Genomic DNA, 14,377 nt, shown 5'->3' on the forward strand with positions numbered 1-14,377 from the left:
TCGGCGCCAGTCGTATCAAGGTGGCGGGCACCGGGCCCACAGGCCGAGAACACGCAGCCACCGTGACACGGGATTCCGTTGTGCCACAGGGCGATTCATGACATCAGGAAAACCGGCCGTGCTGGTATGTCAAATGTTCGGTGTTGACAGGTCGACCCGCCGACCCGAGGACTTGAGCATGCGCTCGACGAGGTCGCGCACCTCGTCGCTGGTGAGCAGGGTCGTCGTCAGCTCGGCCACACCGTTGCGGGCGATGAAGACGCGCGTCGGCTCGTTGATCCAGATCAACGAGCGGCTGGACCTAGGGTAGAGCCATGCGAGTCGGTGTCTACACACGGATCAGCCGAGACGAAGTAGGTGACGGTCTCGGCGTGATGCGACAGGAAGAGGACTGCCGCAAGCTCTGTGATCGGCGCGGGTGGTCGGTGATTGGGGTCTTCGTCGACAACGACGTGTCCGCGTACTCGGGACGTCGCCGGCCGCGGTATGACGACCTCATCCAAGCCGTTGAAGGGGGCGAAATCGACGTCATCGTGGCTTGGGCCCCGGAGCGGTTGCATCGCTCCCCCAGAGAGCTCGAAGACTTCATCGAGCTCGTGGAGCGGACGGGCTGCGTCGTCGAGACGGTCAAGGCCGGCTCATGGGATGTGGGCACCAGTCACGGTCGGCTCGTCGCCAGGATGCTTGGTGCGGTGGCGCGCAGCGAGAGTGAGCGCACGGGTGAACGCGTGCGTCGGGCACATCAGCAGGCGAAGGCGGACGGTAAGTGGAGGGGCCCGATCCCCTACGGAATGCGAGCATCGGGCACACCAGGCCTGCCGGAAGGCGACCCCGAACGGGCCAAGATCGTGACGGAAATTCTGGGACGGGCCCGCCGCGGCGATGCCCTGACAGCCATCGCCGCAGACCTCAACGCAGCAGGCGTACGTCCGAAACGGGGCAAGGCTTGGACGCACACGGGCATCGCCCGGCTTATCGGCAGCCCAGCTCTTGGAGGGCTGGTTGAGGTAGACGACGAGTTTCGTGAGGCGTCCTTCGAGGGGCTAGTAGACGCGAGCGAGTGGCGGTCGACCCAGCAAGCCCTTCGCCGACGGCCTCGGGGCGAACGCTCACGGCCCCGCCAGACCCTCTCGCTTCTCGGTGGGCTGTTGGCGTGCGCCGAGCACGGTCATCCGTGTTTCGCAGCTACCCGGGGAGCAGACGTTCTCTATCAGGCACGTGTGCCCGGCCAGTGCTTCGTGGGCGTCAGTCGAATCAGCGCCGACGACCTCATCACCAGTCTCGTGGTGCAGCGACTAAGGCGTCCTGACGCCATTGCGCTCTTTCGACCCGCGACCATGATGGGTGCAGTTCAGGGCCAACTCGAGGAGGTCCGTCGCCGTCGCGAGGAGATAATCAACCTGGTCGGCGACGGGGTCATCAGCCGATACGAGGCTCGCCCGCAGCTGGAGGCCCTCGCCGACCGCCTCCGCCGACTCGAGACTCAACAGAACCCGACACCAAGCCTTGTCACCGAATCCAGCCTCATCGACCCGAGACAGGCCTGGGCTGGGTGGACGACCATTCAACGCCGAGAGGTGCTGCGTCTGCTATTCGATCGGCTCGCCATCAAGCATGTGGGGTTTGGCTCCGGACCACGCCTCTCCCCATCTCGGTTTGTACTGGATTGGGCCACCGCCTGACGTGGTGGCACGGCTCGTGCTCCAACGAGCTACTCCGACTCCGGCCCCGCAGACGTTGTAGCCGCACGATCACGGGGTATCGGCTGATGTTGCTCGTCGCCGGTCGCTGCCGAAAAGACACTGTGTGACCCGCACAAAGGCATTCTCGAGGCCGTTGGACGTCTTCGGCGATAATCGGTCTCGTCCGGACTTCTTGCGGACTATTTGCGGACCGCGGCTAGGTCAGCCCCCGGCTCCGAGCGTCCGCTGCGATGAGCGTATTTACGGGACCAATGTGGGTGTGGACAAGGGCGTAGCCGCCCACCCCTCCCCCGGAACGGGACTCGGCGAGGGCGCGGTGTCGGCGCGGAGTTCACCAGGTCGACGAGCAGGTGAATTGTCATGAGCTGGCCCTCTTGGCCGCGATGTTGCTAGTCGCCGCTCCGCCTCTGTTGGTCGCTGCGGCCGCCTTCTTGGTCTACACAGCTTCGTCGTCTTCGCGGGATCCTCTAGCAGGACGCTTCTTGATCACCTTCGGCACGGCCTCGGGTCTGTACTTAAGCCCGGGATGATCGTCCATCAAGACGGCGAGAGCGGTTGGTAAGCGCCACTCACGACAGACTTCCTCGTACATGCGCCCGAGGTTCGCTGCCCGGTTGAATATCTGGGTCAGCTGCATTGCCACTGCCATCAGACGTTGGGCGCTGTGCGGCTCGTGAAACTGGGGCAAAGCCGCCTGGAGGGTAAGGAAGTCCTTCTGAACGTCGCCGAGGGGAGACCAGGAGGCAGGTCCGCTTGGCTCCCAGATGTCAAGGCGCAGGTTGGACTTCAGAAAGACCTCGAGCATCGTGATGATGTCGTCCGGGACCGGCAGCGCGCCGTCTTCATTCATCGCCCAGGTCAGGTGCAGCAGCTGATCATGGACGTAGTCCAGCTCGTGGCTCTGGTAGCTGAACGTGTTGAACGCCGAGTAGTACTTCGGTCGTCGAGCGAGCAGCCAGAGATACCCAATGCTGTCATCGTCTCGGTCGAGAACGTTCCACGTCGGCAGGTGAACGGTGATGTGTTGGTTTTCGGCGGCGTAGTTCGGGTTGTTGGGCAGCAGCACCTTGGAGATGTAGTCGTTCAGACACAGGTAGTAGATGTCCCCAGTGTCGACTGCGGCGACGCACAGGAGTACGGGAACGGCATTGCCCATCGCCTCGATGGTCATTAACTCGCCGACTTCGATGGAACAAGAAACAACCCTGAACTCGACGGCATCCCCCTCACCGGGATCTGGAACGTGCTTGGCCACGTTGCCTCGGCTACGGGCGACGTGTTTGACGGTCTTGAGCGTCGCCTGAGACTTCACCTGAACGAAGAAGTGCTCCCCCAAAGTATCCGCCGCGGTTGGGTCATCGGGCACCCAATCGAAGACCTCGACATGAAGATCTATACCGAAATCTTTATCGACCTTCCTAACCAACCATTGCTCAGGCATGGCGTCAGCGACGATCTTCTCTCCCGCGTCGCCTTGCAGCAGCGTGGAGTTGCGCCGCTTGCGGTGAGCTTGCTTGGTGGGCGCGTTCTTGGCGGTCTTCGTTGCCCTTGTCTTCTTTGCCACCATCAGGCCTCTCCATCCGCCTCTACGAGATAGCACTGGCTGACCTACTTGGTCAGAAGACTCAACGTTGCTTCTCTGTCGGCCACGCCGATTCTCTGTCGCTCACGCCGCAACAGTTCCACAGGCTCCAACAGCGCGAGTGCTTCCGTGCTGCGCTCCGACCCTCTTGGGCGCCAAGTTCCGGCGGTCCCACTGCGGTCCCCTTAGCCTATGAGCATGACGGGGCGAAACGAGCGGGACACCTGCCGCGAGTACGTCGTTCCGAGATTGGTGGAGTCCGGGTGGGAGGACAGCTTTCGCACCGAGTACGTCGTCCGCTCCGACCTAGCCACAAACACAACCCTCGGCGGCGATGGCCGGGTCGACTACCTGCTTGAGATCGTGCCCGGGCTGCCTGTCGCCGTAGTGGAGGCAAAGCGCGAGTACTCGAGCCCGGGACAGGGACTCCAGCAAGCCGTCGAGTACGCCGTCGCCCTCGACCTTCCGACTGCGATCGCCTCAGACGGTCACGCCATCATCGAGCGGGATCTGTCGACGGGGACTGAGAGGCTCCTGGACGCTTTCCCGACCCCGCCCGAACTGTGGGACCGGTACGCGCGCCACCACCACTTGGATGTGGAGGCGCGGTCGGCGCTTTCCCAACCCCTCTCGCAGACCCTGACGAACGCCGACGGATCGATACGGCTGTTGCGCTACTACCAGGTGGTCGCCATCAACCGCGTCCTCCGCGCCGTGCTTGCCGGGCACACTCGGGTCCTGCTGCTCATGGCCACAGGCTCGGGTAAGACCCTCACCGCACTGCAGCTCTGCTGGAAGCTCCTCTCGTACTGGCGGATCGTCGATGCCGAGCAACCCCGGCGAATTCTCTACGTCGCGGACCGCGACGCGCTCATCAAGCAGCCGCTCGAGGGCTACTTCCGTCCCGTGTTCGGTGAGGGCGCCACGCGCATCAAGGGGCACGCCGTGATGGGCCGAGAGATCTACTTCGCCACCTACCAGTCGCTCAAGAACAGCAACGATGCTGAGTCAACGTTCGAGGGCTACCCGCCGGACTTCTTCGACGTGGTCATCGTCGACGAGTGCCACCGCGGCTCCGTGCCCGGATCGTCCTGGCGAGCAGTGCTCGACCGCTTCGCCTCCGCAGTCCACCTTGGCCTCACCGCGACGCCAAAGCGCGAAGAGAACGTCGACACGTACGACTATTTCGGCGAGCCGGTGTTCGAATACTCCCTGCGTCAGGGCATCGACGACGGCTACCTTGCCCCTTACACCGTGCGACGCATCGTCCTGACCCCGGACGCCGAGGGTTGGCGGCCGGACCCCGGCGAGGTCGACACATTCGGCCGGGACATCCCCGACGGCCTCTACACGACCCGTGACTTCGAGCGCCTCGTGTCGCTCCTGCGCCGAACGGACACGGCAGCTCGGCACCTCAGTCAGATCTTCCGCGATCGCCCCGGGCGTGCCGTCGTGTTCTGCGTCGACTCCGAACATGCGGAACAGATGCGGCAAGCCATGGTGGCGCACAATCCGACGGAGGTGGCCGGCGATCCGTTCTGGGTCGTCCGAATCGTCAGCGCCGAAGGCGAGACCGGCCGGCGCCAGCTCGACCGTTTCAGCGACCCTGAGTCGTCGTCACCCGTTGTCGCCACGACATCTCGGATGCTGTCCACCGGAATCGATGTGCAGGACCTGAAGTACGTCGTGCTGTTTCGTCCGATCGGCTCGATGGTCGAGTTCAAGCAGATCGTCGGCCGAGGTTCCCGCCTGTATCCCGAGAACGACAAGTACTCCTTCGAGATCGTGGACTACGTCGGCGCGTCGGTCCTCTTCTCCGATCCGGGCTTCGACGGTGAGCCGGTGCGCATCCGGACCGAGCGCATCGACGAGTCGGGCGGGATCGTCGACGACGATCTCGGGGACGCTGCCCCCGAGATGCCGTCGGTTGGCGAACCCGAGCCCTCCTTCGACCGCACCCAGTCCGAGAGAGAACTCGACCAGCCACCACCGCGGAAGTACTACGTCGATGGCACGGAAGTCACGGTCACCGCCGAGGCCTACTACGTACCCGACACCAGCACCGGGACCCTCCGCCTGGTGGAGTACGCCGACTACCTCGCCGGACAGGTCCGCGTCCTGTGTCCGACCATCGATGACCTACGCGCTCGCTGGGCAGATCCACAGTTGCGTGCGGTTCTGGAAGAGAGCCTCGCCTCCCGCGGCGTATCTATCGAAGAAATGTCGAGGCGCCTCGAGCTCGCGCCCGAGACTGACCCCTTCGACGTCCTCGCCTACGCGGCCTGGAACGTTCCTCAACGGACGAGAGCGGAACGCGCTCGGTTGGTGCGTGAAGACCACGCGAGCGAGCTCGAGGCTTTGGTGCCGACCGCGCGCGAGATCATTTCCGCCCTCCTCGACCGCTACGAAGAGTACGGCGTCGAGGAGATGACCCACGTCTACGCCTTCCAGGTGCCACCGCTGAGCAACTTCGGCTCACCGGTCGAAGCGGCACGACACTTCGGCGGCGCGGCAGGCTGGCGCCAAGCCGTTAGCGAGCTCCAAGGTTGGCTGTACTCAGCGTGAGTTTTACTTTGATGATCAGCTACTGCAATCAACTAAAGTTCAGATTGAGTTCTCGTACGCTATGCTCGGACCATGGCCGGTACTCGACAGGATCTGCGGCTGGCACTGCAACGCCTTGCCTTCAGCCAAGTTGGCTACTTCAGCGCCGCACAGGCTCTCGACCTCGGGTACAGCTACCAGGCACAGAAGTACCACGCCGATAGTGGCAACTGGCTGCGGGTCGACCGTGGCCTGTTCCGACTCCCTGACTGGCCCTCCGCGTCCGAGGATCAGTGGGTGCGCTGGACCCTGTGGAGCGAGGGCCGTGGCGTGGTGTCCCACGACTCGGCTGCGCTCGTCCACGACCTCGGCGAACTTGATCCCCGTCACGTGCACATGTCCGTTCCCCCCGAGTTCCGGGCGGCGGATCCCGCAGTGGTAACTCATGCGAGCGACCTCCCCACCGCGGATGTCCTCGACCACGGCGCTTGGCGAGTGACCACTCCGCTGCGCACGCTGCTGGATCTCGCGGCAGGCGACACCACACAAGAGCAACTCGACGCTGCTGTCGCTAGCGCGCTCGACCAGGGCCTGACCACCGCGCGCCGGCTACGAACCCGCTCTGACGAGGCCGGCGACCGTGCGGCACTCCGCATCGAACGCGCGCTTGGAGCAACGACCACGTGACCGTCGACCGAGCACTTCGCGACAGCATCAACCACCGCTTGGCCAACGTCGCAGCCGAGCAACAAGTCGCACCGGACCGAGTGCGCCGCCACTTCGCCTTCCAGCGGATCCTCGTCCGGCTGTCCGCTACCGACGGCTGGGTGCTCAAGGGAGGATTCGCCCTCGAAGTGAGACTCGGCCTTCAGGCACGGGCTACCAAAGACCTTGACCTCGCGATGCTGGACGACCTCGACGGCGCCGAAGTGCAGGACCGACTGCTCGATGCTCTCGACGTCGACGCGGATGACGGGCTGACCTTCCAAGTATCCGCACCGAAAGCGCTCGCCGAAGACGAGACCGGCAACCCTGGCTGGAAATTCGCCGTCACGTCTTTCCTCGGCGGCAAGGTCTTCGCGCCTTTGCGCCTCGACGTGGTCGCGCGGAGCGCGGAGATCGCCGGTGCCGTGGGCAGTGTCGAGGTGCATCCGCCGATCCTTGCTGAGCGTCTGAATAGCGCCACTATGCCGGCGGTAGACGTCGCCCAACATGCGGCGGAGAAGTTTCACGCTATGGCTCGGACGTACGCCGGCAGTCGGCCCAGCAGCCGGGTCAAGGACCTCGTCGACGTGGTTCTGCTCGCCGATGCAGGGCTGCTGCCGCACCCCGACCTGCACAGCCGGCTTCAGGTGGTCTGGCAGGTGCGGGACGGCGTGCCGCCCCCCGCGGAGCTCCCCGAGTTCCCCGCTTCCTGGCAAACCGACTACGCGGTCATGGCCGCTGAGGCCGACCTGCCCGTCGCCTACTCCACCGCCCGCTCCACCGCCGAACGCCTCTTCGCCGAAGCGGTCACCCCCGAGGAGAACCACCCGTGAGCCCATCCGCCAAGAGTGCTGCTCAGACCCCAAAGACGCGTCTCGCGTCGGTCATCAAGACCAGTCGCGACATCATGCGCAAGGACGCAGGACTCAACGGCGATCTTGACCGACTCCCCCAACTATCCTGGCTTCTCTTTCTCAAGGCGTTCGATGACCTCGAGCAGAATCGGATGATCGTTGACCCCGACTATCGACCGGCCCTCCCTGAAGAACTTCGATGGAGCGTGTGGGCTGCGGATCCAACGACGCGCAAGCAGGGCGACGCCCTAATCAACTGGGTCAACGGCACCTTGCTGCCTGGCCTCGGCAGGCTCAAGGGTTCCGACCAAGCCGGCGACCCTCGCACCACGCTCGCGTCGGTGTTCAAGGAGACCAACAACCGGATGTTGTCCGGGTATCTCCTTGGTGACCTAATCGACCAGATCGACAAGGTGCACTTCACATCGACGGACGACATCCACACCATGGCGCACCTCTACGAGTCGATGCTGCGCGAGATGCGGGATGCTGCAGGGGATTCGGGTGAGTTCTACACCCCGCGACCGGTGATCCGACTAATGGTCGAGCAAGTCGATCCACGCCTCGGTGAAACGGTGCTCGACCCGGCCGTGGGAACAGGCGGCTTCTTGGTCGAGGCTTACGAGCATCTCCGAGCCCAAGCTCGCTCGGCAACCGAGATCGCCAAGGCGAAGAGCTCAATCATCGGCTTCGAGAAAAAGCCACTCCCCTACCTTCTCTGCCAGATGAACCTGCTCCTGCACGAGGTAGAGCAGCCCACCGTCACCCGCACTAATTGTCTGACCTTCACGCTCGTTGACCAGCGCAAGGCCGGGGTCGACGTCGTTCTGACCAACCCGCCGTTCGGAGGCGAGGAAGAGAGCAGCAGCCTCGAGAACTTCCCTGCGGACTCCCGAACCTCAGAGACTGCATGGCTGTTCCTGCAGGTGGTGATGGCACGCCTCGAGAAGAGGAAGGGCCGCTGTGGCATCGTCGTACCCAACGGAGTCCTCTTCGCGAACGAGGGCGCGCCGGCCCGGATCAAGAAGAAGCTGCTTACCGACTTCAATCTGCATACCGTGGTGCGGCTGCCCAACGGGGTGTTCGCGCCTTACACCCTCATTCCCTCGAACTTGCTCTTCTTCGAGTACGGCGGACCCACGAGAGACATCTGGTTCTACGAGCAACCACTGCCAGAAGGGCGGAAGAACTACACCAAAACGAAGCCGCTGCGATACGAGGAGTTCGCCGACCTCGCCGGATGGTGGGGTGGGCAGGACCGAGTCGGTCGGGTCGAGAACGAGCACGCCTGGAGGGTTGACGCAGCACAGCTCGCCGCGGACGGCTACAACCTGGACCTTCGCAACCCGCATCGAGTCGACGACCTGGCGCACCGTTCGCCCGAGGAACTCGTCCACGAACTCATTGCGGTTGAGGAAGGGATACTTGCGGCCCTGCGCGAGCTCCAGGCCGATCTCGGGAGTGACGCCTGATGGCTGTTCGCCAGGTTCGGGTCGGGGACGTCCTGCAACAAGTGCGCCGCATGACGCCTGTGTCAGCCACTTATACATACCCAATGGTCGGTGCCCGCAATTTCGCCCGCGGATCATTCGACGCCGGTTCCCTGAGAGGCGCGGACACGAAGTACAAGGAGCTGCAGCTGGTTGAGGCGGGCGACCTGATCTATCCCAAACTCGGCGCCTGGGAAGGAGCGTTCGCCTTCGTGGACGAGAACCTGGGGCATCGCTACACCTCGCCGGAGTATTGCGTCTTCACAATCTGCTCAGCCGAAGCGGAAGCGGCTTACTTGCGTCATCTTTTCGCCTGGGAGCCCTTTTGGCGATCCTTGGCCGCGAACTCGACGGGGACCAACGTCCGGCGACGACGCCTTCAGCCATCAGCGTTCTTGGACGGGTCCCTGCCACTTCCCGACCTCCCCGAGCAAGAGCACATCGCTACTCGCCTCGACGGCGTGGCTTCAATGACTGGCTACCTCAAGAGGACGAGAGCTGGGCTGGCACGCGTCAAGGCGCGCATCCTCGCCATCTCGGAGGTCTCGACATACCCTGCCCGACCTCTCGGCGACCTCCTGCGGACCGCCAGGATTCCGATCGACATCCAGGCGGATGAATCGTACAGACCGCTAGGGGTGCGATCGTTCGGTAAGGGCCTCATTCGCTACCCGTCAACAAAGGGCGACGACCTCTCCAAGCTTCGCTACTTCTCGGTCAAGCCAGACCGCCTAGTGGTTAGCAACATCAAGGCGTGGGAGGGGGCTGTCGCCATGACTTGCGTTGGCGACGAAAACCTGGTTGCGTCCAACCGTTTCCTTCAGTGGGAGGCCGCCGATCCGGCAGCCGTCGACCTGCAATTTCTTCGCCTGTTCTTCGGTACGCCTCTCGGCCTGTCCTTACTCGGGCAGGCCTCCCCAGGGTCGGCTGACCGCAATCGAACGCTGTCTAGCCAACGGTTCTTGGAACTTGCCGTTCCGTTGCCCCCGCTCCGCCAACAACATCATCTGGTCGACCTGGCCTCGCAGGTCGAGGCGATCGACGCACAGTTGGAGCAACGAGACGTGGTTTCGAAAGCGCTTCTCACCGCAGCGAGAAATGAGGCCTTCGCCGAACTCACCTGACGCTGCGCCAGGACGTGCCAGCGACGATCACGTGGTCAAGGAAACGAAGCCCAGTCGCGTCGGCAGGCCCGACCTACGGCCTGCGTGACCGCGCGGTCGTAGACGCTCGGGGTTGGATTACCCGAAGGGTGGTTGTGCCCTAGGGCGAACGCTCGACCGTCGTACCGCAGCACCGCCTGCAGCGGCTCTCGGACAGGCAGCGCGCTCCAACCCAATCCGCCAGTCACAACAGGCACAAGGCGAAGCACGCGATTAGCATCGTCGGCACCAAGACGACGACCTTCTCTCGCCGCTCTGGGCGAAGCACCGGCGGAGTTAACTCAGCGATCGCGGCTGCCGTGTCCACGACGCGGTTGGTCGATTGGTCGGCGCATCTGTGGCCCGCGCCGCTAGATCGAGGCGGCGAGCAGGCGCGCCGCCCCAGCCGGACCGACTCCTCACTCGAGGACCTCGTCAGCCTGCCGTCGCGCGAAGCGCTGGCCAGAGAAATCGTGGGAAATCTCTCGGCGGCTTGGCCGGTTTTGGGGCCGCTGCGACCGCGTTGGAGGAGCAGCTCGGCCAAAGGACTTAGCGCCGACGGGCCAGCGGTTCCGGCCGCAGATGCAACCCATGGCATGCAACGCGCCTAGTTAAAAGGCGGCTAGTGATGGGCGCTGGTGTCCGGTCCCTGGGGCGCACGAGCAAACGACGGTTACACAGGCTTCCTGCTCTAGACCTGCCTTGCTCGTCAGGCCCAGCAGACGCACCCTCGCCTCAATGATCCGTCGCACCTCGGTGACTGCAGCCACATCCCCCGCCATGGCCTGGGCCCACAGGCTCGCCTGAAGCCGGTCAAGACGCTCCGTCTCCAGCTCCTTCAGGGTCTCGACCTCGCCGGCCTCCTGAGTGGCGAGGGCCTTGTGGACGATCGAATACACCGTTGCGCGGCTCGCATAGCCCAGTTCGTCGGCGATGGCCTCGTACGTCCAACCTTGGCAGCGAAGTTCCACAGCGCGGGTCCGGCGGGCTGCGGCAAGCGCTCTGTTGCGGTGCTGGCCGTCGACGCGGGGAATGGCTCCGATGCTCACGCTATTCAGTCTGACCGCAACCCTTGGCCGATCTCCGTTACGCCGCGCCCTCGTCCTGTTAGCCGCGCCTACCGATTCGGATCATCTTCCGTAAGGAGGTGTCTGGCCGTCGAAAGCCAAGGCCCTTTTGGAACTCCGACGACTTCACGGGCGATATCCGGATCACTCTTCGTCACTTCACACTGGTACAGGAGGGTCATGATCAGATCTGGGTTCTTGTCTAGGACGACGGTGGGGAGAACCAAGCTGTACTTGCCCTCCTCACGACCACGGCATTCGTCGCAGTAGACGAGTAGGCGTCCCGCGAGTTCGGTGGGGTCGTATCTGTATGCCACTAGCCACTTGGGGTCAGTCGCTCCACAGCTTGAGCATCTCCTACGGGATTTCGATCGGAGTTCACTCATCGCCATTCCTTCTCTCGACCTAGCAGCGGGCTTCCGTGAGCCCTAGCGATGTCGGCGTCCGCCGAACACTCATCGGCCATCATCGTCGCGCCGAGTTGAGTCCGCCACCCGCACGATGCCGTCATGGTCGCGGTCTTGGTACCGCTCGCACTTCGGGTCCTTGCCCTCGGTCTACGGCCCGTGCGGGAGGGTCGGGCACAGCGCGACCGTCCCACGTCCCACCGACAGCGAGCCCTCACCGCATACTCGCGAACATGAGCTTTGAACTGCCACCCAGCCTGCAGACTGACTCCGACGAGCAGGCGCTCTCCCAGCTCCGCGGGTACTACGACCCGCCCTTTGGATCAAAGGGCTCGTGCACCGGGGCGGCGTTCGACGACTGGGACAGCACAGGTCACCGCGCAGACGACCTCGACCGATTCACTGCTGATGACCTTGTGGCGGTGACCTTCCTATCGGTCAAGGTTTTAGCGCCGGCTGCATACCGACTGCTCGGGCCGGACTCTGGTTACTTCAACGACCTCCTGGCGGCTGTCGGCAAGGATCGAGACTTCGTCGAGGTGGCACCCGAGGAGACCACGCCCGACTCGGCCGCGTGGACCCTGGAGCGGGAACTGAGGACGTTGCCCGAAGTGGGGCACACCATTGCAAGCAAGCTGATGGCCAGGAAGCGGCCCCGGTTGGTTCCGATCTACGACGATGTGCTCCGCCAGGTCATGGGGCTCGACAAGGCCCACTGGCTGCCGTTGAACGCGGCTCTGCGAGCAGGGAACCAAGCTCTGCATCACCGCCTCCTGGCCCTGCGGGATAAGGCCGAGCTTCCCGCTTCCGTGAGTGCCTTGCGGGTGCTGGACGTAATCGCATGGCGCGACGGCAAGACGTTGGCTACTGACGTCGCAGCTTGGCGTCGAGCAAGCCCCGGCGGCCTCTTGGCACCTGGCCGAACACGTCAAGACTTCCTGTCAGCAGGTAGCCAGCATCTGTACAAGAGCGTCGCGCTCGGCCTGGGTAATCGTGAGGGCGTACTTGCGCTTGACCGCAGTCCAGTCGCTTGCGTAGTCGCACCAGGCTGATGCCAGTGGTGGTTTCCAGGTCTCTGGTCCGCTGTCGGACTTGGCCTGGTTGACGGATCCTTCGACGGCCACGAGTTCCGGCGTGAGCACGTCGTTGGCGAAGGCTTCCTTCTGCTGCGCGGTCCAGGCCCACCCGCCAGAGCGGTGGGCGTTCGCCAGGGCGACGACGTGGTCGATCTGGACCTCGGTGGCTTGGTGCCAGGTCTGGCCGGTGTAGGGATCGAGCCAGGACCCCGAGACCGCGGCGCAGCCATCGGCAGTCAGGACGGGCTGAACTCTGGACGTGGCGATGAGCACCTCGTGCCGGGTGTTCTGGCAGTCCCAGTCAGCGTCAATCCAGTGGTTCCATGAGTCGCGGTTGTAGGCCACGGTGGTGTTTTGCGGCGCGACGACCAGCCCGTCAAGGCTGGGGTCGCTGGTACCGGGGTTCCCGGTGAAGTACCCGGCGACGTCTCCGAAAACATGAGTCGAGCGGGACACGTACACAGTGGCGGTGCCGCCGGTGCCGAGCTTGGCCATGGCGGCGTTTGCGATGGTCTGGCCGGCGCGTTCGGTGTTGACGTTGGATGAGGCGCCCGGAGTTCCTTGCCCGGTGGGGTAGACCTGTAGGTAGCCCACCCCGGTGGCCTGCGTGGCGGTGAGGTTCAGCGCGATCGCCGCAGCTCCGGTGGTGGGGATGCCGCCTTTGCCTGCGGGGGCCAGGCTCACCGTGGACCCAGAGGCGGGCTTGGTGGCGGAGCGGGTGTCCTTGATCCGGCTGGGAGTGATGGGGACGAACAGGCCGCGACTGGTGACCTCGTCCGAAGCGCCGGTGTAGTAGCCGGCGACGTCCGCGATGAGGTGGGTCGCAATGCTGGTGTAGATCTGGACCGTGCCCGCGTTCGACAGGGGCACCGTAGTCAACCCGGCGGCGGTTTGACCGACGCGCATGAGGTTGACGTTGGAGTAGGCGCCCGGGGCAACGCTGCCGTTGGTCGGCATCACCTGCAGCCAGCCGCCACCAGCCGCCTGCGTGGCGGTCACGTTGAGGACGACAGCTGAGGCGCCGCCAGGAACACCGCCGCGACCGGTGACCTGGAACTTCGTCAGGGACCCGGACGCGGGCTTGGCACGCGCCGGCGGTCGAGCGGTGGCAGGGGCGCCGCTCAGGCTCTCGCAGGGGACGCCGTCGTCATTGCCGTCGAGCTGGGCCACGTCGCCGTAGTGCGGGTAGTAGGTCCAAAACCAGTTGTTCGCGGCGGTCCATGTGGCGAAGTCCCCGCAGTTCTTGGTGTCTCCCGGGTTCACGGGCGCGGGAGAGCCTGTGCCGTTCCTGCTGTCGAGCAGCCGGGCCGGGGTCAGGGCGGCGAACCGGCCCGAGGCGACGGAGGCGGCAGGGGTGTAGTAGCCGAAGACGTCGACGAGGAGGTGCCCGCCACCCGAGGTGTACAGCGTGACGGTGCCGTTGTCACCGACCGGGACGGTGACCATGTTGGCGATGTTCTGGCCGGTGTACTCGATGTTGAGGTTGGACGACGAGCCGACCGTCGCCTGACCCGTGGGGTAGACCTGCACCCACCCGGCCCGTGCGGCCTGAGTCACGGTCACGTTCAGGACGACGGCCGAAGCACCCGTGGCGGGGACCCCACCACGCCCGGTGACCGTCAGGGTCACAGACCTCCCCGCGGCGATGACAGCCTTCGGTGCACCGACCCCCGTGCGGGTGTCCAGCACCCTGCTCGGCGCCAGCGGCACCAGCCGTGACGGCGAAGCGGCCGAGGCAACCCTTTGCTCCGCGGCAGCAGTTGCAGGCGCTGCGCCTGCGTAAAGCAACGCCACCACCAGACCCAGT

10 protein-coding genes and 2 pseudogenes are annotated in these 14,377 nt (G+C 64.5%); 7 read left to right on the plus strand and 5 right to left on the minus strand.

All coding sequences use genetic code 11. The annotated features are described in order from the left end of the window. Positions 1-138: 138 nt before the first annotated feature. Positions 139-285 (minus strand): annotated as a pseudogene (locus ACFQW8_RS02090) (CpaF family protein); the annotation flags it as partial. Positions 286-314: 29 nt separating this feature from the next. Here ACFQW8_RS02090 and ACFQW8_RS02095 point away from each other — a divergent pair. Beyond that, positions 315-1,682 (plus strand): recombinase family protein, encoded by a 1,368-nt coding sequence (locus ACFQW8_RS02095; protein ID WP_380085329.1) that lies wholly within the window; start codon positions 315-317, stop codon positions 1,680-1,682. Positions 1,683-2,139: 457 nt separating this feature from the next. On the opposite strand, the gene ACFQW8_RS02100 is transcribed toward ACFQW8_RS02095, so the two are convergent. After that, positions 2,140-3,270, minus strand: coding sequence for a DUF4365 domain-containing protein (locus ACFQW8_RS02100; protein WP_380085330.1), 1,131 nt, complete (start codon positions 3,268-3,270; stop codon positions 2,140-2,142). Positions 3,271-3,483: 213 nt separating this feature from the next. Here ACFQW8_RS02100 and hsdR point away from each other — a divergent pair, with 213 nt between their 5' ends. The 5 genes from hsdR (at position 3,484) to ACFQW8_RS02125 (ending at position 10,002) form a co-directional block, all read left to right on the plus strand. Further along, positions 3,484-5,850, plus strand: coding sequence for an EcoAI/FtnUII family type I restriction enzme subunit R (gene hsdR / locus ACFQW8_RS02105; RefSeq protein ID WP_380085331.1), 2,367 nt, complete (start codon positions 3,484-3,486; stop codon positions 5,848-5,850). 72 nt (positions 5,851-5,922) lie between these two features. Further along, positions 5,923-6,516, plus strand: coding sequence for a type IV toxin-antitoxin system AbiEi family antitoxin domain-containing protein (locus ACFQW8_RS02110; RefSeq protein WP_380085332.1), 594 nt, complete (start codon positions 5,923-5,925; stop codon positions 6,514-6,516). Next, positions 6,513-7,367 carry a nucleotidyl transferase AbiEii/AbiGii toxin family protein gene (locus ACFQW8_RS02115; RefSeq protein WP_380085333.1) on the plus strand — a complete coding sequence of 285 codons (855 nt, stop codon included), beginning with the start codon at positions 6,513-6,515 and terminating at the stop codon, positions 7,365-7,367. Before ACFQW8_RS02110 ends, ACFQW8_RS02115 begins: the two co-directional genes overlap by 4 nt. Beyond that, a complete protein-coding gene (locus ACFQW8_RS02120) occupies positions 7,364-8,860 on the plus strand; it encodes a class I SAM-dependent DNA methyltransferase (RefSeq protein WP_380085334.1) in 1,497 nt (498 codons plus the stop codon). The genes ACFQW8_RS02115 and ACFQW8_RS02120 overlap by 4 nt, the downstream gene beginning before the upstream one ends. Next, positions 8,860-10,002: a hypothetical protein gene (locus tag ACFQW8_RS02125; RefSeq protein ID WP_380085335.1), complete on the plus strand. Its 1,143-nt coding sequence runs from the start codon at positions 8,860-8,862 to the stop codon at positions 10,000-10,002. Before ACFQW8_RS02120 ends, ACFQW8_RS02125 begins: the two co-directional genes overlap by 1 nt. A gap of 35 nt (positions 10,003-10,037) precedes the next feature. Here the strand turns inward: ACFQW8_RS02125 and ACFQW8_RS02130 are convergent. Both ACFQW8_RS02130 and ACFQW8_RS02135 read right to left on the minus strand, forming a co-directional pair. Then, positions 10,038-10,256 (minus strand): annotated as a pseudogene (locus tag ACFQW8_RS02130) (JAB domain-containing protein); the annotation flags it as partial. A 375-nt stretch (positions 10,257-10,631) separates the two neighbouring features. Next, a complete protein-coding gene (locus ACFQW8_RS02135) occupies positions 10,632-11,069 on the minus strand; it encodes a helix-turn-helix domain-containing protein (protein WP_380085336.1) in 438 nt (145 codons plus the stop codon). A gap of 658 nt (positions 11,070-11,727) precedes the next feature. Here ACFQW8_RS02135 and ACFQW8_RS02140 point away from each other — a divergent pair. After that, positions 11,728-12,546 (plus strand): DUF6308 family protein, encoded by an 819-nt coding sequence (locus tag ACFQW8_RS02140; protein ID WP_380085337.1) that lies wholly within the window; start codon positions 11,728-11,730, stop codon positions 12,544-12,546. Here the strand turns inward: ACFQW8_RS02140 and ACFQW8_RS02145 are convergent. Beyond that, entirely contained in the window at positions 12,436-14,133 is a 1,698-nt protein-coding gene (locus tag ACFQW8_RS02145) for an HNH endonuclease family protein (RefSeq protein ID WP_380085338.1), read from the minus strand. The genes ACFQW8_RS02140 and ACFQW8_RS02145 overlap by 111 nt on opposite strands. Positions 14,134-14,377: the final 244 nt, after the last annotated feature.

Origin of the sequence: Knoellia altitudinis (genome assembly GCF_042666355.1) — a bacterium.
Classification (GTDB): Bacteria; Actinomycetota; Actinomycetes; order Actinomycetales; family Dermatophilaceae; genus Knoellia; species Knoellia altitudinis.

Coding starts and splice junctions, on each gene's coding strand:
- ACFQW8_RS02125 (WP_380085335.1), top strand. CDS start 8,860: ATGGCTGTTCGCCAGGTTCGGGTCGGGGACGTCCTGCAACAAGTGCGC.
- ACFQW8_RS02095 (WP_380085329.1), top strand. CDS start 315: ATGCGAGTCGGTGTCTACACACGGATCAGCCGAGACGAAGTAGGTGAC.
- hsdR (WP_380085331.1), top strand. CDS start 3,484: ATGACGGGGCGAAACGAGCGGGACACCTGCCGCGAGTACGTCGTTCCG.
- ACFQW8_RS02140 (WP_380085337.1), top strand. CDS start 11,728: ATGAGCTTTGAACTGCCACCCAGCCTGCAGACTGACTCCGACGAGCAG.
- ACFQW8_RS02110 (WP_380085332.1), top strand. CDS start 5,923: ATGGCCGGTACTCGACAGGATCTGCGGCTGGCACTGCAACGCCTTGCC.
- ACFQW8_RS02100 (WP_380085330.1), bottom strand. CDS start 3,270: ATGGTGGCAAAGAAGACAAGGGCAACGAAGACCGCCAAGAACGCGCCC.